General features: G+C 49.1%; 18 protein-coding genes. 2 read left to right on the plus strand and 16 right to left on the minus strand.

Annotation, left to right across the window (positions count from 1 at the left end):
• Positions 1–23: 23 nt before the first annotated feature.
• Positions 24–293 carry a type II toxin-antitoxin system RelE/ParE family toxin gene (locus U0008_RS07215; RefSeq protein WP_043492143.1) on the plus strand — a complete coding sequence of 90 codons (270 nt, stop codon included), beginning with the start codon at positions 24–26 and terminating at the stop codon, positions 291–293.
• A 93-nt stretch (positions 294–386) separates the two neighbouring features.
• On the opposite strand, the gene torA is transcribed toward U0008_RS07215, so the two are convergent.
• Positions 387–2,903: a trimethylamine-N-oxide reductase TorA gene (gene torA, locus U0008_RS07220; RefSeq protein ID WP_043492146.1), complete on the minus strand. Its 2,517-nt coding sequence runs from the start codon at positions 2,901–2,903 to the stop codon at positions 387–389.
• Between the two features lie 12 nt (positions 2,904–2,915).
• The gene (locus U0008_RS07225; RefSeq protein ID WP_043492148.1) at positions 2,916–4,079 is read right to left on the minus strand and encodes a NapC/NirT family cytochrome c; all 1,164 of its coding nucleotides are present in this window, start codon (positions 4,077–4,079) and stop codon (positions 2,916–2,918) included.
• A gap of 363 nt (positions 4,080–4,442) precedes the next feature.
• Here U0008_RS07225 and U0008_RS07230 point away from each other — a divergent pair, with 363 nt between their 5' ends.
• On the plus strand, positions 4,443–5,618 hold the full coding sequence (locus U0008_RS07230) for a M20 aminoacylase family protein (protein WP_043492151.1): 1,176 nt from the start codon (positions 4,443–4,445) through the stop codon (positions 5,616–5,618).
• 27 nt (positions 5,619–5,645) lie between these two features.
• On the opposite strand, the gene U0008_RS07235 is transcribed toward U0008_RS07230, so the two are convergent.
• From U0008_RS07235 to hisD, 14 genes are all read right to left on the minus strand, one after another.
• The gene (locus U0008_RS07235) at positions 5,646–5,912 is read right to left on the minus strand and encodes a DksA/TraR family C4-type zinc finger protein (RefSeq protein ID WP_025800862.1); all 267 of its coding nucleotides are present in this window, start codon (positions 5,910–5,912) and stop codon (positions 5,646–5,648) included.
• Between the two features lie 70 nt (positions 5,913–5,982).
• The gene (locus tag U0008_RS07240; RefSeq protein WP_096388727.1) at positions 5,983–7,269 is read right to left on the minus strand and encodes an alginate export family protein; all 1,287 of its coding nucleotides are present in this window, start codon (positions 7,267–7,269) and stop codon (positions 5,983–5,985) included.
• A 134-nt stretch (positions 7,270–7,403) separates the two neighbouring features.
• Entirely contained in the window at positions 7,404–8,294 is an 891-nt protein-coding gene (locus U0008_RS07245) for a VOC family protein (protein WP_043492154.1), read from the minus strand.
• Positions 8,295–8,574: 280 nt separating this feature from the next.
• Positions 8,575–10,635 (minus strand): heparinase II/III domain-containing protein, encoded by a 2,061-nt coding sequence (locus U0008_RS07250; RefSeq protein WP_051874100.1) that lies wholly within the window; start codon positions 10,633–10,635, stop codon positions 8,575–8,577.
• Between the two features lie 15 nt (positions 10,636–10,650).
• Positions 10,651–11,865, minus strand: coding sequence for an alginate lyase family protein (locus tag U0008_RS07255; RefSeq protein WP_043492157.1), 1,215 nt, complete (start codon positions 11,863–11,865; stop codon positions 10,651–10,653).
• 28 nt (positions 11,866–11,893) lie between these two features.
• On the minus strand, positions 11,894–12,649 hold the full coding sequence (locus U0008_RS07260; protein ID WP_051874101.1) for an oligogalacturonate-specific porin KdgM family protein: 756 nt from the start codon (positions 12,647–12,649) through the stop codon (positions 11,894–11,896).
• A gap of 9 nt (positions 12,650–12,658) precedes the next feature.
• On the minus strand, positions 12,659–13,930 hold the full coding sequence (locus tag U0008_RS07265; RefSeq protein WP_043492162.1) for an MFS transporter: 1,272 nt from the start codon (positions 13,928–13,930) through the stop codon (positions 12,659–12,661).
• Positions 13,931–14,288: 358 nt separating this feature from the next.
• Entirely contained in the window at positions 14,289–14,849 is a 561-nt protein-coding gene (gene hisIE / locus U0008_RS07270) for a bifunctional phosphoribosyl-AMP cyclohydrolase/phosphoribosyl-ATP diphosphatase HisIE (RefSeq protein ID WP_226930022.1), read from the minus strand.
• A gap of 62 nt (positions 14,850–14,911) precedes the next feature.
• Positions 14,912–15,688 carry an imidazole glycerol phosphate synthase subunit HisF gene (gene hisF / locus U0008_RS07275; protein ID WP_043492167.1) on the minus strand — a complete coding sequence of 259 codons (777 nt, stop codon included), beginning with the start codon at positions 15,686–15,688 and terminating at the stop codon, positions 14,912–14,914.
• Complete coding sequence (gene hisA, locus U0008_RS07280) at positions 15,670–16,407, minus strand: 1-(5-phosphoribosyl)-5-[(5-phosphoribosylamino)methylideneamino]imidazole-4-carboxamide isomerase (RefSeq protein WP_043492169.1); 738 nt, start codon at positions 16,405–16,407, stop codon at positions 15,670–15,672. The genes hisF and hisA overlap by 19 nt, the downstream gene beginning before the upstream one ends.
• Positions 16,408–16,421: 14 nt before the next feature.
• Positions 16,422–17,024 (minus strand): imidazole glycerol phosphate synthase subunit HisH, encoded by a 603-nt coding sequence (gene hisH, locus U0008_RS07285; protein ID WP_096386968.1) that lies wholly within the window; start codon positions 17,022–17,024, stop codon positions 16,422–16,424.
• Positions 17,024–18,091 (minus strand): bifunctional histidinol-phosphatase/imidazoleglycerol-phosphate dehydratase HisB, encoded by a 1,068-nt coding sequence (gene hisB / locus U0008_RS07290; protein ID WP_025800867.1) that lies wholly within the window; start codon positions 18,089–18,091, stop codon positions 17,024–17,026. The genes hisH and hisB overlap by 1 nt, the downstream gene beginning before the upstream one ends.
• Entirely contained in the window at positions 18,088–19,191 is a 1,104-nt protein-coding gene (gene hisC / locus U0008_RS07295; protein ID WP_043492173.1) for a histidinol-phosphate transaminase, read from the minus strand. Before hisC ends, hisB begins: the two co-directional genes overlap by 4 nt.
• Positions 19,191–20,528: a histidinol dehydrogenase gene (hisD, locus tag U0008_RS07300; RefSeq protein WP_043492176.1), complete on the minus strand. Its 1,338-nt coding sequence runs from the start codon at positions 20,526–20,528 to the stop codon at positions 19,191–19,193. Before hisD ends, hisC begins: the two co-directional genes overlap by 1 nt.
• Positions 20,529–20,530: the final 2 nt, after the last annotated feature.

The following is a 20,530-nucleotide window of genomic DNA, read 5'->3' on the forward strand; positions in this document are numbered from 1 at the left end:
TCATGATGCAAGGATTGCTCATCATGTTAATGATTGTTTATCAGCATCGTTTTAAAAAAGATGCTAAACGCTTTATGGGTAACTTATTCGCTCAGAGAGTGATCCTGCAAACTGTTGCTTTGCTACAGAAAGGCGAGCCGTTGCCGGAAAGATATCGAGAGCATAAGTTGGTCGGGAATTATATTGGCTATCTTGAATGCCATGGAATGCCCGATCTTTTATTAATCTATCAGCGAACCGAAACCGAGCTAAGGCTATACCGTGTGGGAAGCCATGCGGAGTTATTTGATTAGCTTTGTTCAATGACTCTTGGTTGAAGACAATGATTAGATAAAAAACGGGGCCGAAGCCCCGTTGGTGATATGGCTAAAGTTAAGAGTTAGAAGCTATGCGCCAGTTGGAACCGCATGGGCGGTGTTCGTGAGTGCAGGGCCCTGATATTTTTCGATCTCAACCTGCGCCATTTGGCCACAGTTACCCTGCGCCAAGCTGGATGAGCCAATATCAAACGTCAGGCAGTTCACGTTGCCGTTTTTACACAGCGATCCTGGTGTTGCAGGATCGGCCGGATCAAACCATGCCCCTTCACTGATACGAATCACGCCCTGACGTACATCTTCAGTGACGACTGCGCCCACCAAGATCTGGCCGCGATCGTTAAAGGCACGTACTAGGTCACCGTTGCTGATGCTGCGAGCTTTTGCGTCAGCAGGATGAATTAGAATGGCCTCACGATCGGCGACGGCATATTTTTTACGCAGCGGCGTATTGTCTAGCTGAGAGTGCAGACGGTTGATCGGATGCGCGGTATTCAGAGACAGAGGATATTTTGCGGCTTCTGGCCCTTTATACCACTCATGCGGCGGCATCCACGTTGGAATACCTTTGCAATCTTCATAGCCCATTTTCTCAATGGCGTCAGAGTAGATTTCAATTTTACCGGACGGTGTACCCAATGGATTTAACAGTGGATTTTCGCGATAGTCAGCGAAGCGTACCCATTGTTTATTTTCTTCTGGCACAGGGAAGCGAACATAGTTGTTTGACTCCCAGAACATATCGAATGGCGGTAATGCCACACGCGCTGCGCGAGCCTGGGTTTTCATATCGTCATACATGCTTTTCAGCCACTGGGTTTCATCTTTACCTTCGGTAAAGGCATCATGTACGCCTAGTTTTTCAGCAAGACCCGCAAAAATATCAAAGTCATTACGTGACTCATTTTGCGGCGGCACGCATTGATGCATTGGAAAGACATACAGCTGCGAGTAGTCGCCGCCCATTTCCAGATCGTTACGCTCATAGCTGGTCGTTGCAGGGAATACGATATCCGCATGTTTGGCTGTTGCCGTCCAGTATGGTTCGTTGACCACAATGGTTTCTGGCTTTTGGAACGCTTTGACGAGGATATTGGTATCCTGTTGCTGGTGGAAAGTATTACCGCCAGCCACATAAACCATTTTCACGTCAGGATAAGTGACTTGGGTTCCATTAAAATTAATGGTTTTACCTGGATTCATTAAGCATTCGGCTATACGAGCAACGGGGATCGGTGCGGGCGTATTTGCTGGTGGAGTTCCTGCAGAAATACCGGACAGAATACCACCTTTAGCGGTTGGGCTACCGCCGGATGAGTAGTGGTAGCTAAAGCCAAATCCACCGCCCGGCAGACCAATTTGGCCTAACATCGCGGCAACGGTTACCAGCATCCAGTGTTGCTGTTCGCCGTGATGCTGACGTTGAATGCCCCAACCGCCCATAATCATGGTGCGATTCTTCGCCATATCACGCGCTAGCTGACGAAGTACGTCGGCATCAACGCCGCTAATCTCAGCGGCCCAGTTTGCGTCTTTGACGATGCCATCGTCCTGACCCATAAGATAAGCTTCGAACTTATCAAAGCCCACGGTATAGGTTTTCAGGAAATCAGGGTTATGCAGTTTTTCAGTCAGCAACGTGTGCGCAATACCAATCAGCATGGCGCTGTCGGTATACGGGCGCGGTGCAATCCACTGAGCATTTACGAATTTTGCGCTGTCGTTATGTACTGGATCGATGCTGATGATCCGCGTGCCTTTTTTCTTCAGCGCCTCAAAGCCAGTTTGGCCGACGTGATCGGGTACGTTCCAGCTGTTTCTTAGCGTGACCATTGGGTTACATCCCCATAGGATCACTAACTGACTATTTTCAATGACGTTTGGCCATGCGGTTTGTTGTTCGTAAACCTCCATGGAACCAACCACGTGAGACATGATTACCTGTGCAGCGCCGGTTGAATAGTCGCCGGAATACCCCAGAAAACCACCGCTCAGGTTCATGAGTCGGTTGAGCAGGGTGCGGCTGTTATGCAGTTTGCCTAAGCTCTGCCAACCATATGAACCCGCATAAATAGATTGTGGGCCATGCTCTTTTTGCAGGCGTGCGATTTGATCGCTCACCAGCGTTAGGGCTTTATCCCAACTTACGCGTACCCACTCGTCACGGCCGCGCAGCTCTGGATGGCTATTGGCAGGGCCACCTTCTAACCAGCCTTTACGTACCATCGGGTACTTAATACGGTTTTCCGCGTGTACCTGATAAGGCGCCATGGTAATGAGCTCATTCGGGTACGGATCGTCACTAATGGCCTTAACATCCACCATTTTGCCGTCTTTCACGATGGCTTCGAAAGCGCCCCAGTGTGCGGCGGTGAGTATGCCCGTCTGTGCCTGACGCAGTGCCGTAAACTGTGGCAACGCTTGGCTGATGGCCTGTGCTAAGGCTGACTTAGGCCATAAACCTGCCAGCAATGGCACGCTCAATACGGCACCTGCGCCGGTCAGAAAGCGACGGCGGCTGACTTGAAGCGGTTTTTGTTCGAAATCGTTAACGTTTTCAACGTGGGAGTTCAGATTTTTTTTCATTGTTATGGCTCCTTAAATCTTGTTCGACTGATTGGCAGGCATATCACTGGCGTGTTTCTGAACGTATTGGGTCAGAACGCGCAGCTGTTCCTGCGTCAGAGAAGTACGTGGAGCCATACCTTTAACCACACCGATCCACTGGTTGGCGTTGAAGCGGTCAAGCGCCGTCAAACCATGGCAACCGGTACAGTTGGCAGACATCATGTCAGAGGCGTAATGCCAAATTTTTTGTTGGTCATCAACCAGCTGTTTTTTCGGCAACCAAACCTGCAATGAAACCTGATGCCAAACCAGCCCAGTTTCGGCGTCTTTAACCGTGCTGAGGGTTTTCAGCTGTTTGCGAGCATCTTCGCCCACTAATACGCTGAGGATGCGCTTGCCTTGTGCGGCATAGAACACTTCCGTCACGCCGTCTTGCTGCCAACCGGCAACGTCAGCCAATACGCGATCGCCTTGACGTTTCACCACTTTTACTTCAGTGGATGGCATCAGGTTACCCGCGTTGTGCTGGGTTTCATCGGCGCTGAGATAGAACGGTTCGGTCGCGATGGTGTACAGCGTTGTGGCACTGTCTGGCGTTTTCGCTGCGGCGCTGGCCAATTCGCTGGCACCGGCGGCGGCTAATCCACTCATGTCTGGCAGGATATGCGCAACACCTTTGTGGCAATCGATACAGGTTTCACCATTTTTGATAGCTACCGGATGCTGCTGACGGGCTTCTGGTTTCTGCGCGATAACGTCCATCGCGTCGTAGCTGTGGCACGAGCGGCAGGTTGCGGAGTCGTTTTTCTTTAACGTATCCCACACGCTTTGCGCCATGGCGAGTTTATGCGCCTCATATTTTTCAGGCGTATCAATTTTACCTGTCACTTCGCCATACACGTCTTTCAATGCGGCAACTTTGGTTAGCAGATAATCGATAGGCTGGTGTGGAACGTGGCAGTCGGCGCATTCAGCGCGGATACCTTTGGTGTTCTGGAAGTGAATACTGCCCTGATATTCGGCGAGAGGTTGTTCCATGGAGTGACATGAAATACAGAATTCCGTGTCACTGGTTTTATGCATAACGGTGGCGGTTCCTGCCAGCAGGGCTGCGCCAATGAGGATCCCCAACAATAAAAGCCATAGCCAGGCTCTGCTCCGGCGCTTGCCGGGAGTCTGATATCGATTGCTCATAGTTTATTCCATATAATTATTAATATAGTTTTCTTGCCATATTATTTCTGAATCGAATGAATTGATGTTTTTTCAATGCTATAGGATTCGAAATCCCGCTAAGTATAGAAAACTTTTAGGCTGATTACCTATAAAGAAGTAGCAAAATTGGCAGCTTTTTTATCGTTTTTATTCAATAGGGCGCGGTGTTGAGCGCTGTTTTCATTCATTAACACATTTCGTTAACAGAGAACTGCGTTCTGCAGGTACATTGAGCGTTATAGATACCGCTATGATTAAACTGAATCTCTTGAATTGTTTACGAATGTCATTTGAGCGGTAGGTCACGACATTGGCTGTTTGAAATCCTCAAAGGTTGAATTGATGAAGAATTTTGACTCCGCAACACTCATTTCCCAGCTACAACGCTCACAGGCTCAGTTGGAAAGTATCCGCCACGAATTTCATGCCAACCCAGAGTTAGGCTTTCACGAAACGAATACCTCTAGCAAAGTGGCTGAATTGCTCAATGAATGGGGCTATGACGTTGCCACGGGCATCGGCGGAACCGGCATTGTGGCAAGTTTAACTAAAGGAACGGGGACAAAATCCATCGGCCTGCGCGCCGATATGGATGCGTTGCCGATTCATGAAGCCAGCGGCGTGAAATACCAGAGTGGCTGTTCAGGAAAGATGCATGCCTGTGGTCATGACGGTCATACGTCCATGTTGCTGGGCGCGGCGCAATGGTTAGCAAGCGATAGCGCAAACTTCAATGGCACCGTTCGTTTGATTTTTCAGCCATCGGAAGAGGATATGCGTGGCGCACAGGCGATGATTGACGATGGGTTGTTTACGCGATTCCCCGTCGATGCTGTATACGGTATGCATAATATGCCTGGTTACCCACAAGGGCATATGGCGTTCAAAGAGGGCGCGACGATGGCCGCTGTGGATAGCTTAACGATCACACTGACCGGCAAAGGTAGCCATGGCTCAACGCCTGAAAAAAGCATTGACCCGATCGTGGCCGGTGCATCATTGGTGATGGCATTACAAACGATTGTTTCGCGAAATGTTGCGGCGCAGGATCAAGCCGTGGTTAGCGTGGGGGCTTTTCAGGCCGGTGATGCTGGCAACGTGATCCCGCAGGAGGCGGTGTTGAGGTTAAGCATCCGCTCCACCGATGAAAACGTGCGCAAAAATGTGCTGCAACGGATTCGAACCATTACTGAAGCGCAGGCTATATGTTATGGCGTGACGGCGTCCATAGAAAGCGCGGTGGCGGGCGTGGTGTTGATGAATACGCCGCATGAAACCGCGTTTGCCAAGCAGGTGGCGGTTGAGCTACTTGGCAGCGAGAAGGTTGTTGATATGCCTAACACGTTTATGGGCAGCGAGGATTTTGCGTTTATGCTCAAGCATAAGCCCGGCTGTTATTGCATTATTGGCAACGGTGATTCGCCGATGCTGCATCACCCACAGTACGATTTTGACGACCGCAATCTGAGCGTGGGCGCAGCATACTGGGTGGCACTGACCCAATCTTATTTGGCATAACGGCGTGAGTGGGTTGAGGTAGATTGCCTACCTCAACTGACTATCTTTACTGCCTCGACGATTGTATCCGCTGGCGGCCTGCTGCTTTTTGTCGATTTCTGCCTGACAGTTAACGCAAAGTTGTACTCCGGGCAGCGCTTTGCGTCGCGCTTCAGGGATCTCGACGCCACATTCTTCACAAAAATGCGCACTTTCGCCGTGGCTCAGCTGGCTACGTGCACGTGCAACGGCGTCATCAACCGTCGCGTCAATTTGATCCTGAACTGCCCCATCATTTGCCCAACCACTGGCCATATTCACCTCCGGTTATTTTTTAGGCTACATAAGTATAGATGGGGGCTTAGGACTCAGGATCAACCACGGCTTAAAAACTCAGCGTCGCAGATGTCATTATGAAATTCATATCTTTTAAATTGGCATGTTTTTCTAAGCTATGACCAACGTCGAAATAGGCATAGGCGAATTTAAACTGCAGCCATTTTTCTGGTGTCCATTGGGTTGAAATCTGATATTGATTGCCAATAAAGCGGCTGCCTTGAATGCTGTTTTTAATGGGTTTCATTGGGCTGAGGTAAAATCCGTCCTGCTTTTGCTGCCGCCACATTGCATCCCAGCTAAGATCAATGGAGAGGGTATCCGTTGGCGTTAACGTGACAGACGGGTGAATGTCTATCAGGTTGGCCGGTGCCACTAGACCGTTCTCGGTCAGATAAGGCAATTTAGGATACATGGCATTGAAGGTATTCAGTTCGCCGTCGTGCGGGTTTTTGTCGCCGCTCGCTATCCCCATTTTGCCGCCGAAACGTGGTCGCCATATCCATGTAGACGCGGTATAGCCCGCATGCACTGATGCGGACCACGCCCGAATAGTGCGTGATGCGCCATTGGGTGAAAACTCACCAAATTGATACGCGGCCTCATTATCCCAATCAAATCCCGCCGAACTGCCGAAAATGCGGCTGCCAACGGTATAGCGGCGTTCACTGCCGCTGCCCTGCGTGTAGGTAGAATCGTTGCTTTCGAAGCCAAAGGTGTAGAGATCGATAGAAGAGGCGAGTGGGGCTACCGGCGTCGTGGCATATAGCCCCCAGATTTTTTGGCTATTGTCGGTGTTATCATCAAAACTGCCTTTTTTGATGTTCACCGGATGACCAATAAATGCATCTACGCGATTTTTGGGCGTAGCCCAACTGGCGCGAACGGCATCGAAGGAGCGGCGCACGTTTGCTCCGTCGCGCGTTCCCATCAAATGCAGTGAGCCAAGTGGGATCTCTTGCCGTCCCACCCGCAGCGTGCCGAGACCCGCGTCGATAGGTAATTTTAAATCGATGTATCCTTGCCCTACGTAGGCGTGATCGTCATCCGTTGGCTTGCGTCCCTGATCGCGCGGCGTGGCGATCGATGAACCAAGCTGAACATAAGTTGACAAATAACGGCCATAGTCGAGTTTAGAACCCAGCAGAAAACGCTGCATAAAGGTACTATCTCGCCCTCCGCCATGGGCGGCCAGATCGCGTTGATCGCTCCATTCGTAGCGTTCACGCAGCGAACCGTCGAAGGAAAGCACCGTATTGTCAGTTAACGCTATCTGCTTCCATGCTGGTGATTCTTCGGCATGCAGATAAGGTGAGTGGACAAGCGTCGTTAGCATCGTTGTCGCAACCAATGCCGGGAGCCATCGATAAGATCGAAATTGATAAGAGTGTTGTTTATTAGACTGTTGCATGGGGATCGCTTGCTGATGTCGCGGTGCCAAACAAGGCTGACACCGCGATAAGATAAATATTATTTAGTGTCTTGATGGATTTCCGCAATATAGCCGCCAGGGAATTGCACCACGGCGCTAGCTCGTTTTTCGCCTGCGACCGACTGCCATAGTATTTTTGCACCGCTGGCCGTTGCTTTGCCGAGGGTTTCACTCAGATTAGCGACGCCATAGCCGGTACGTTCCTGCCCGAATGGATAGTTCAAATGTCCATCGGTGACAAAGATGCGGGTTTTTCCGAAGGCCGAGGACAAATTAACCACGCGAATAGCGCTATTTTTCTCACCGCCTATCACGGTAGAGCTTTGCTGTGAATCATCGACGACTTTGCCATTAGAGAATTTCTGATAGCTTTTAATAAAATCATCAACGCGATAGCGTGAAAGATAAATACGGTTTTCAGGAATAAAGCTTAGTGGCTGATAGTTAGGTGCTTTGGTATGCCAATACAGCTGCATATTCACGCCGCCTGGCCACTGAACAACAGCGTCACGTCCGATAGGATCGTTAAATGGCTCTACGATTACGTCGGCTCCGGCTTTTTTGGCGCTCGCTATCGCGGCATCCATATTGGTGACTAAGAAACCGTTACGCTCATTGCCAAACGGGTAAGGCGCTGGTGTTTGGAAATCAAATACGGAAAAGCTTCCGGATGGCGTTAAGATCAGCTGAGAATAGGTTTTGCTCGGTGTAGGGGTGACATCCGCTAAGACGCGCTGGGTCGTGCTTCCACCAAAAGTTTTCAGGATACTGTCGACGAAAGGATCCATTTTTCCCGGCTCGACATAGACGTGGGTGGTGTCGTATTGAGGGCCTACGCCAATATCCGCCGCCCAACTGGCCGGAGATAAAGTCACTGTTAATGCCGAAGCGACGGCGAAATAGATAGAAATACGCGCTGTTTGATTCATTTCAGTCCCCTTAATATTAAATGTTCGATGCTACCGGTTGAGTGCACTGCCGATGAACTGTTCATAAAATGCATATTACGGAGAAGTGAAATGAAGGATAGACAGTAATTTTTAACATTTAATTAAAAATAACTAGGGTAAAATAGAGTTGTAATTAACGAGGTTAAAGAGTGGGTGCTGGCAGAATAGTTGAAAATAGCCGTCACTCTGGATTTAGCAGAATGACGGTCTAGGAATAGTTCTAAAAAATAATTTCTTGTATCTTTAAAATGTATATTTATTAATGGTTAATGATATTGTCGTTTATTAATAATGGTGGAGTGTAAAAGCCCTCATCATTAAACAAAATTTCAGTGGTGTATTGGGCTGTATGCATACAGAGACGGAGTTTGCCAGTGTGCTTATTATCACATAATGAAAACTCAGCGCCCGTCAGACCGTTATCTAAATCAAATAGGGTTAAATAGGTCATTTCTAACTCATGTGAACGCAGCGTGAGTTGGCAAATGTTTTGCGTATTGGGATTATCTGGTGCATTGCTGGCAATAAGTAAATTTCGCGCTGAATTTTGCTCTGCCATCAACTTGGGCATTATTTGGGTATAAATAGTGACAGTCGAAGCGGTTGTCTTCGCCACCGTTTTCTGCATGTCGCTGCCCGACTTTACCCAACTCGGTTTCACATGGCATAGCATCGTTTCATTGTGAGCATCATCGTATTGCTCGGGAGTCGTTAAGCTGCCATTGATTATCCAATTTAAATCAGCGCATTGCCTGTGTGGATTTTGAATCGTTGAAATATCAATAATGATGTTACCGATAAGCATTACACGGCGTCTAAAGCTAACCTGCTGGTAAGCCTTCTCATCCCAATTTGTTATGTAAAAACTGTCGGGAGTTTCAGCCTTGCTTGCCCAATCAACTATCACGTCAATATAGTGATACTTATTGGTTTTAAGATAGGCGTTGACCACCGGACTCACCGGCGGCTGGTTCGCGAGATTGATTGCCAGCGTGCTATGTGACGCGGTTTTCTTGTAATAATCGCGATGTAAGTCGGTGCCATAACCTGTCGTCCCCAGATCTTTCACCAGCTCTTTGCCTTGGTGAAAAATAATAATGCTAAGACTATCGCTGTGATCGTGTTCTCCGCCGTAGGGAAGATGTTTTATCAGTACTGTGCTTTGCGTCTCTGGCTGTTGAAATAACGTTAAGCCAAGCTGACTATCGTTATTGAAAGTTTGGATAGGAAGGGCATTTCCCAGAGGTGCATGCTCATTGCCATACAGAATAAAATCGGTGTTGATGCGATTTTTCCGGCTATAAATAATATCCAATGCCTGTACATAACCCGGATCAGCATAATAGCTGTAGGCAAACTCATAGATGTCGGAATGGATAAGTTTTTCTTGGCCAAAAACGCAATCGTTAAGACGAGGGAAACAGCCGTTCGGCATTAGCAATGACAACGGTACACGAAGCATTCGCGGATAGTAGGGGAGATCTAATAAGCTGTATTTCGTTCCCTTAGCTATTTTCTCGAATGCAAAAAAACCTTGTAGTGCATACAGATGATAATGCAGCGAGCCTTCAAACCACAGGCTGCCATTAATTAGCGAATGTTCTAGCTGATAGCGCAAGCCATAGCGTGTATTTAAAGCAAAGTTAAGGTAGGGCTCTTTCTCCAAAACCAGCCCAATAACGGCAATGGCACTGTTAATTTTCACTTCATGGTTATGAATTTGATCGTGTCGCTGCTGCATCAAGAATTCAGCGCCGGGCTGTAATAATTGCTGCTGAATAAAATTTTGTTCGTCAGTGGATAAATGATCGCAAATCAAATCGTAGCCGCGTACAAAATCAAGCAAGCAATTGGCTTCACACAATGCCTGCGCATTCATTTTTCCGTTAGCGTTATAAGGAATGCCGCCATGCTCCTGATAGTAGGGATAATAGCTGGCATAAGTTAGCAATAGATCGCGAACGCGCTGGAAATAGGATTCATTTTCGGTGACTTGCCATAATAACCCGACTTCGTAGCAGGCCTTGGCATTTAAGCCATTCATCCAACGCCACCATGCGCCATCATAGGGCTCACCGCTGAAGGTTTTATTATCTACTGGGCAGTTATGATGGTGTTCATAGCGATAGTCCCAATTAAGTCGCACTCCGTGCTCAGGGCAATAATAGTAGTGGTTCCAGGTCGCAATTCCGGAGGTCGGTACTTTTAACGGATGATTTAACACCGTGGCGTTGTCGGCATTCAATGTATCAATCCACTCAGGCCAGCGCTGTGCGCGCTGGCGGATGATGGCGATTTCAAGGGTACTGAATTGTTTCATTCTCACCGCTTCCTTTTATGGCACCAACGACGCACTTACGGTCAACAGATTGATGTTTTTTGGATCTTTCTGCTCGAGATAAGCCGCTTTTTCTTTGAAAATAGCGTCAGGGTAGGCTCTTTCAGCGGCTAAAATATTGCCAACGGCCTCGTTTTCATCGAATTTTAATTCAGGGAACGGCCACGGCTTAGGGTTGTCGATTTGTTGAGCCACAACAAGCAAAGCTTGTTTAAGATTGTGATCGTCTAAATCGAAATGCCACATATCTATACCGGCTAGTTCACCATATCGCGCTAGGCGCATAAAAGCCGAAAGAGAGAAATTGGTGTAGTGCCATGAGCGTGTTCTCTCTATTTCTTCGGTGAGCAATCCCTTGTTATCTATTTGAGCCGCTAAATGACGCAGTTGGGCAATTTTTAACTGGCGGCGAGCGAGGTCTGGCTGATCGGTAAATAATGAAAAAGCAACAACTTGAGTATCGAAAAATGTGCCGTGGTTATTGTGCCAGTTACTTTCTTCAAATCCATTTTCACTGGTTAATAGCCATTGGTTAAACTGTTTATACCAGTGCTTAATAGCCTGATAATTTTTCTCGCTCAGCGTATTTGCTGGGCGAATAAGCTCAATGCTATCCATAACGTCAATCAAAGCACGACTATCGATAATGCCTATCCCTCGTCCATCTACAATTCCGGGAATAGCCTGTGCATAGGCCAAACTGGGGTTCATCTTGGTTTTGGGTGCGACAAACCATGCGGTGGCGAGATCTGCAGCCTTTTGTGCATATTCGATTTTGCCAGTGAAGTAATAAGCTAGCCCTAGGCGCTTCATGTCGTTGGCAAAATGCGCCATACGTTGACTGTCTGTTGCGTCAGTTTTGGTATCTGGATTCGTTTTCCCATCTTGGCGAATATAGGGGAGGTGATTAGGCGTATTGGGATTAGGCCACCAATAAGTACCAAAGCTGTAGTAGTCGTGTTTATTATTCGATGCCGGTGAAAGACTCTTATCAACGACGCTGTAATTGGCGTGTTTAAGTGCGCTGTTTGCCTCGGCGATAAGTTGTTCGAAAGCAGGCTGCAGCACAGATGCGGGTTGTTTTAGCTGCTGTTTGCTGGTGGCTAATGTTTCTGGCGAGTAAGTAAAATAGCGGGATTCGGCCGCATGGCTTAATGCAATAGAGCTAAATAACACGCATGAAATAACGCTGACGAGTAATTTAATCTTCATCATTTTTCCTATTTAAAATTGGTGTTTGTTACAAGGTAAATGTCATACCAATACGATAACGTGATTCAGGAATATTTCCCTCGCCGTCGTAGTATCCAGTTCTATCTAAATAATCATATTCGATATATGGGCTAAACCAATCATTCCACTTATAACGTAATGAAAAGGCATTTTCCGTCGACCAGGTTTTTCCATTTTTATATTCATACTGATCGCTGGCATGTTTATAAACTGTACCTTGATATTGCACGCTCCACGTATCATTTATTTTATACCTGAGATACAAATCTAAGCGATTAACGCTATCACGGTGATATTCTCCGTTATCATTTGTCGTTTCATAATCATTATAGTCATAGCGATAGCGTAGGCTAGTGCTAAGGTCTGGGGTGATTTTGTAATTAATTCGAAAATAAGGCCGAAGCTGAGTGCCTTTACTGCTCCAGTGTAAAATTCCCCCGGGCTGAAGGCTCCATTTATCGGTTAATTTATAGGTATAGTTGGTCTCTATTTCGTTATAGTCAGAGGTTATATCTCCCAGCGAATGTGCGCTATCGCTTTGATCAGCGCCGTTAGGCCCTTTGCCATTATTTTTGTTGTTTTTATTATCGGTTTCCATACTGGCCCACCAGCCATTTTTCCAGCTTTCGCTGACTTTGAAGCGAGACTCATAGCTGTGGCTGCCTGCTCGGTATCCACCTCGCACATCGAAGGTGAGCGCATGAGAAACGAGTGGGGTCGCTGCAATCAGTAAACTGATGACAGAAATAATCGGTTTTTTCATGATATTCCCTTATATAAAAGCAGTTTTGTGTGAGGTTTTATTGGCTTCTTTCTCTTTAACTAAGGTCCATAAGAAAGCAGCGCCAATAAGATCAAAAAACCCTAAACCGACAAAAAAGAAGTTGTAGCCAATCACCGCGACGGACGCGCCTAAGAACATTGAGAAGAGAAAGTTTCCCGTACCACCGCTGAGTGCAGCAAAGCCGGTCGCCGTAGCTACTTCGGATTTATTAAATAGATCCGAAGACATGGTGATAACGGTAATAGAGAGGCATTGATGTGCAAAACCTGCAATGCAGAATAGCGCGACGGCCAAATAGATATTTTCGACGTGACAAATAAAGGCCATGCTGACCATCAGACAGGCGGCAAATGTATAGGTAATTCGGCGTGAATTAATAATGTTGATACCGCGATTATTTAGATAACGCGCCATTATTCCCGAAAAGAGGCAACCTAAATCTGACGTTAAAAAAGGGAGCCAGGTAAACATCGCTACGTGGGCCATATCAAGATGACGTTCGGTGACTAAATAAAGCGGCATCCAATAATGCAATGTTCCCCATGCGGGATCGGCCATAAAGCGCGGTAGGGAAATGCCCCATAAATTACGATTTGTGAGCATGTCTTTGAGTTTAACCCGCTGGATTTTCTCCGTAGATTTAATCTGCCCATCGGCAATCAAAATGCGCTCTTCATCTGACAACGCCGGATTTTTTTCTGGCGACTGATAAAAGAATAGCCATAGAGCAACCCAAATAAGGCCAATCGCACCGGTAATAATAAAGGACATTTCCCAGTTATATTCGAGTATGGCCCAGACGACCAAGGGAGGTGCCAGCATCGCGCCGAGCGAGGTTCCCATACTGTAGATCCCGCAGGCCAAGCCGCGTTCTTTAGCGGGAAACCATTCTGCCACCACTTTCATCCCAGCAGGATTCGCCGAAGATTCGGTAACGCCCATGGTGCCTCGCCAAAAGGCGAGAGACTGCCAGCCGCCTGCCGTGCCATGAGCCATATTGGCGATAGACCAAGCGATAGCAAAAATGGCAATGCCCCATTTCACACCGATGATGTCGATGACATATCCCACCACCGGCGCAGCCAGCGCGTAGGTTGCTTGAAAGGCACTGACTACGTATGAATATTGTTGCTGACTGATACCGAGTTCTTTAATTAAGGTTGGCGCGGCAATACCTAACGCGCTGCGAGATAAATAGTTGGTAATTGTCCCTACGGTAACGAGCGCAATTATCCACCAGCGTAATCCTTTAATTTTCATCCGTTATTCACTCTTCTGTTTTATGAAACGATGTTTTATTAAAACAGATTTGATGTTTTGTTTATTGTGATCGATGATCAATATATTGATATTGTTGAATTTTTTCCATGAATGATTCTTTGAGACACATTATCGCTATCGATCATTTAATTTAATTATCGTGAGAAGAAGAATTTTTATTTGAAATAAACTGGAAGGAACTCAATAGATTGGTATTTTTTAGCTGAGTCTAATAAAGGCGTTATTACAATAAATAGCGATTTATTTAATAAGTATCGAATTTAAAACGTAAGGGAGAGGTTTCAACGTCACCCAAAATCAGGGGTGACGTTAAATAGGGAGAGGTTGAACTCAGCGACTATTTTTCATGCCGTTGACGCAGATTATTAATCACTGCGCTAAGATCCAGATCTTGATCCTGTAGCAATACCATCAGGTGATATACCAAGTCTGAAGCTTCATTCACCAGTTCGTCGCGGTCGTGCACCGTGGCGGCTAGCGCGGTTTCCACGCCTTCTTCTCCCACTTTCTGCGCGATTCGTTTGGTGCCGCTGGCGTACAGGCTCGCGGTATAAGAGCTTTTCGGATCGGCATTTTTACGCTCTGCAAGTAACTGTTCTAACTGGAACAAAAATGCCCAGTCGGAGGCTGCAGGAGAAAAACAGCTGCTGGTGCCTTTGTGGCAGGTTGGGCCCTGAGGCTCCGCCAGCACCAGCAACGTATCGTTATCGCAGTCGGGGGTGATGCTGACAACGCTAAGGAAGTGGCCTGAGCTTTCACCTTTGGTCCACAGGCGCTGCTTAGTACGCGAGTAAAACGTTACGTGGCGGCTACGATTGGTTTCATCGAGTGCTTCGGGCGTCATATAGCCCAGCATGAGCACTTCGCCGGATACCGCATGTTGAACGATCGCAGGCATCAGGTTATCAACTTTGTTCCAGTCTAATTGTTCTTTCTGCTGTTCAGATAAAAAGGATTCTTTTAACACAAGCGGATCTCCACACCTTGTTGCGACAGATAACGTTTCAAATCGCCAATATTGATAATTTGTTTGTGGAACACCGAGGCCGCCAGCGCGCCATCAACGTCGGCGTCGCGGAATGCTTCAAGGAAGTGCTCTGGTGTACCGGCACCACCGGAGGCGATTAGCGGCACATGACATACGTCGCGGATCAATTTTAGCTGGCGCAGATCGTAGCCGTTGCGCACGCCGTCTTGGTTCATCATGTTTAACACGATCTCACCGGCACCCCGTTTTTGCACTTCTTTAACCCAATCAACCGTTTGCCACGTGGTGGCTTTGGTGCGTTGTTCGTCACCGGTAAATTGATACACCTGATAGCTGTCGCTTTCGACATCAAACCATGTGTCGATCCCCACCACGATGCACTGCACGCCGAAGCGGTCGGCGAGGCGAGAAATTAAATCAGGATCGGCCAGCGCAGGGGAGTTGATGGAAATTTTATCGGCGCCAAAGGTTAAGATTTGCGAAGCATCTTCAACGCTTTTGATCCCGCCTGCGACGCAGAACGGAATATCAATCACTTCCGCCACGCGTGATACCCAGCTTTTATCCACGACGCGACCGTCGGATGACGCGGTGATGTCATAAAACACCAGCTCATCGGCACCTTCCTGCGCATAGCGTTGAGCGAGCGGCACGATATCGCCGATAATTTCGTGGTTACGAAACTGAACGCCTTTGACCACTTGGCCATCGCGCACGTCCAGACAAGGAATTATGCGTTTTGCCAACATGCGATAGCCTCCTTCACGGTGAATTTTCCTTCCAGCAGGGCACGCCCCACAATAACGCCTTGAACGCCGCTGCCGCGCAGGGCGGCAATATCTTCTAGGCTACCAATGCCGCCGGATGACTGAAACGCCACCTGCGGATAACGCGCACAAACTTCTTGATACAGCGCCACATTAGAGCCGCTAAGCGTGCCATCGCGTGAAATATCGGTGCAGAGCACATGTTTGAGGCCATAAGGCAGAAACTCGTCAACGATCTGTTCAAGCGTGACGCCGGAATCTTCCTGCCAGCCGCTAACCGCAATATTTTTTCTGCCGTCAGCCGCGATGCGCACGTCGAGCGCCAGAACCAGCGCATCGGCACCAAAACGGGTAAACCACTGTTTCACGACATCAGGCTGGCGCACCGCCGTGGAGCCGATGACAACGCGTGAAGCGCCTGCTTCAATCAGCGCCGCTACGTCGTCTTCACTGCGAATGCCACCACCGACCTGCACGGGAACGGATACACCGGCCAATAGCTTGCGCAGTAATGGGATCTGGCGCGCTGCCGGATCTTTGGCTCCGGTTAAATCAACCAAGTGCAGAACTTCACCGCCTTGTTGCTGATAATCTTGCAGGCGCGGTAGCGGGTCATTGCCATAATCGCGTTGCTGGCCGTAATCGCCCTGATGCAGACGCACTACTTTTCCGTCGATAAGATCTAATGCGGGAATAATCATTGGCGTGCTGCTCCTTAAAGTGACAATTCCAGAAAGTTTTTTAACAGCTGAGCACCGGCTGCGCCGGAACGCTCAGGATGGAATTGCACACCGAAGAAATTATCTTTTTGCACCGCCGCGCTAAAGGGCGCGCCATAGTTCGCTTGCGCGATGGTATTTTCGCACACGGGATAGGCATAACCGTGCACAAAATAGAAATAGGCACCGTCTTCAAGCCCTTGGAACAGGCGATGACCGGCGAGGGCTGAGACTTGGTTCCAGCCCATGTGTGGCAGTGGCAATCCATAGTCTTTCATCGTTTCAACAGGAGTATCGATGATGCCTAATGTGTCAGTATTGCCTTCATCGCTGCGGCTAGCCAGCAGTTGCATACCGAGGCAGATCCCCAAAACTGGCTGAGTACAGGCTTTGATCAGCTCAATCAGATTACGCTCGCGCAGCTGTTGCATCGCGGCTTGTGACGTTCCCACACCGGGAAGGAATAGCTTATCAGCGGTGAGGACCACGTCGGGTTCACGGCTGATTTTTGGCTCATAGCCCAGCCGCTGAATTGCATATTTCACCGAGGATAAGTTGGCACAGCCGGTATCCAGAATCACAACGTTAGTGTCGGCCATCATAAAACCCCTTTCGAGCTTGGCAGGGTATCGCCCTCAACGCGAATGGCCTGACGCAGCGTGCGGCCAAAGACTTTAAATAAGCTCTCTACGCGGTGGTGATCGTTTTTCCCTTTGGTTTTCAAGTGCAGCGTGATCCCCATGGCATAGGCCAGAGATTGGAAAAAGTGCTCAACCATTTCGGTGCTGAGGTCGCCCACTCGCTGGTGGGTAAACTCGGCTTTATAAACCAAATAAGGGCGGCCAGAAATGTCCAGCGCGCAGCGCGCCAAGCATTCGTCCATCGGCAGCACAAAGCCAAAACGGGAAATGCCGCGTTTATCGCCCAGCGCTTTTTTCAACGCTTCGCCCAATGCCAGCGCGGTATCTTCCACGGTGTGGTGGTCGTCGATATACAGATCGCCTTTCACCTCGATGTTCATGCGGAAGCCGCCGTGAGTAGCAATTTGATCGAGCATGTGATCAAAGAAGCCGACGCCGGTACGAATGTGGCTTTCACCTTCACGATCGAGCCACACGTCGACGTTGATTGCGGTTTCACGCGTAACGCGATTCACCTGCGCGTGGCGGTCGCGTTTAGTCAACTCTTCGGCGATGTAATCCCAACCGCTATTTTCGGCGTTGTAGCGAATGCCGGTGATGCCCATATTTTCAGCCAGTTGAACGTCTGTTTCACGGTCACCGATAACGCGTGAGGCTGCATAGTCCATCACTTCAGGATTCAGGTATGACTGCACCAGTTCGGTTTTTGGCTTACGGCAGGTGCAGTTGTCGGCGGGCAGATGCGGACAAATCAACACGTCATCAAAGACCACGCCTTGTGAGGTGAAAATTTGCATCATCAAGTTATGCGGGCCGTCAAAATCGGCCTGCGGGAAACTGGCTGTGCCTAAGCCGTCTTGATTGGTGATCATCACCAGACGATAACCGGCCTGCTGTAGCTTCAGTAGAGCAGGGATAACAGCGGGTTCAAACGCCAATTTGTCCATGCGGTCGACCTGAAAATCCACCGGTGGCTCGCTAATTAAGGTTCCATCACGGTCGATAAAAAGAAACTTCTGGCTCACACGGCCTCCTTGCTGAATTCTTTAGCAGCTACGGCATTGGGAAAAGCGCGCAGGGCTGCAATCACTTGGTTGTTTTCTGCCTGTGTGCCTATGGTGATCCTTAAGCAGTTAGACAGACTAGGTTGTTTGCTTTGATCTCGTAAGATAATGCCTTGATCCCAGAGCGATTTAAACACCGCCGCGGCGGCAGAACAGCGAAAGACTAAATAGTTGCCTTCGCCGGGATAAACGGCCTCGACGCAGTCGCATTCGGTTAGGGCTTTTACCAGCAGCGCGCGGTTTTCCAGAATGGTTTGCACCCGCTGGCGCATGGCTGCCACACCGTCTGGAGAGAGCGCCTGCGCGGCGATATCGGCAACCGGCGTTGAAAGAGGATAAGGCGCGATCACTTTCAACAGCAGGGTGATCATTTCAGGGCTGCCGAGCGTGAAGCCACAGCGCAAACCCGCCAAAGCAAATGCTTTAGAGAGGGTACGCAATACGACCATGTGCGGAAACTCAGCCAGCCAAGGCACCAGCGAAGCATGCGGCGCGAATTCGATATAGGCCTCATCAACCGCCACAATGGCTTTTCCTGCGGTGAGTTCTAGTAACTGGCGTAAATCAGTCGGGCTAAGCAAGTTGCCGGTTGGATTATTCGGGCTGCAGACGTAAATCAGCTTCACGTCAGCCAGATTTTGTTCAATGGTCGGTAAATCCAACTGCCAGTCTTCACGAAGTGCAACCGTGCGGCGTTCAACGCCAAAGGTTTCAGCGCTTACACCATACATACCGTATGTCGGCGGGCAATAAAGTACCGCATCCTGACCCGGCTCACAGAATGCACGGATCAGCAGTTCAATGCCTTCATCCGCGCCACGGCTGACTAACACCTGATCGGCGTTGACACCCGCGTAGGACGCGTAGTTATTAATCACGGCCTGTGGCTGACATTCTGGATAGCGGTTAAAGGTATCGGCGCTGAGCTGATAAGCCGTGCCAATCGGATATTCGTTGGCGTTTAACCACACGTCGCCTTTACCGCCCAGACGGCGAGCAGATTGATAAGGGACTAATTTGCGCACGTTGGCGCGGGCCAATTCTTCAATGCTGGAGCTCATTAGTTTTTCTCCTTCTGCTGAGACTGGAGCGCAGCAACGCGCAGGGTGACGGCATTTTTGTGGGCGGTCAGCAACTCTGCCGCTGCCATCGCTTCAATCACCGGCGCTAGGCCGAGTAGGCCATCGGCGCTAATTTGTTGAACGGTCATGCGTTTTTGAAAATCAGCTAAACCGAGGCTGGAGTAGGTTGCGGTGTAGCCGTAGGTTGGTAGCACGTGGTTAGTTCCAGATGCGTAATCACCCGCAGATTCGGGCGACCAGTCGCCAAGGAATACGGAACCTGCGCTGGTGATTTGGTCGATCCACTGGCGCGGCTCGCGTGTCTGGATAATCAAGTGCTCAGGGCCATAACGATTGCTGATGTTGATGCACTCCGCTAATGACGAAGTGACAATTAAACGGCTTGAATCCAGCGCCTGACGTGCGATGTCGGCACGTGACAGGGTTGCCAGCTGCGCTTCCACTTCAACGGCGACGCGTTTGGCAATTTCAGCATCGGGCGTGAGTAAAATTACCTGTGAGTCAGGGCCGTGTTCTGCTTGAGATAGCAAATCAGCGGCGATAAATGCCGGAGTCGCTTTTTCATCGGCAATGACCAGAACCTCAGAAGGACCTGCAGGCATGTCGATGGCTGCGCCGTCGATGGTTTGGCTTACCTGACGTTTAGCTTCGGTGACGTAAGCATTGCCCGGCCCAAAAATTTTATCCACTTTAGGGATTGATTCACTGCCGAAAGCCAGTGCTGCAATAGCCTGAGCGCCGCCGACCTGGAACACTTCGGTGATGCCACATAGCGATGCGGCATAAAGGATTTCATCGGCAATCGGCGGTGGCGAACACAACACTACGCGCTGACAGCCTGCGACGCGCGCCGGAATACCGAGCATCAATACGGTGGACAGCAACGGCGCGGTACCACCCGGAATGTATAAACCGACTGATGCCAGTGGGCGGGTGACCTGCTGGCAACGTACGCCGGGCTGGGTTTCGATATCAACCGCAGGCAAGATTTGGGCGACGTGGAATTTTTCGATATTCTTGGCAGCTTGTTGCATCGCCGCTTTGATCTCTTCGCCTAGACGAGAGGCCGCTTGATCGATATCACGCATGCTGACGCGCAACGTGGTGATATCGACTTTATCGAATTTGGCACTTAGCTCACGCAAAGCGGCATCGCCGCCGGATTTAACCTGTAGCAGAATATCGGCTACGCTGGCGCTAATCGAGTCAGACGCGGCGACCGCTGGACGTTGCAATAGCGCTCGTTGCTGCTGCGCATCGCATTCGTTCCAGAAAGTGATGTTGTTAAAGTTGGTTTTCTTATCAGCAGCAATCATCG

This window comes from Hafnia alvei (assembly GCF_034424155.1).
Lineage (GTDB): Bacteria > Pseudomonadota > Gammaproteobacteria > Enterobacterales > Enterobacteriaceae > Hafnia > Hafnia alvei.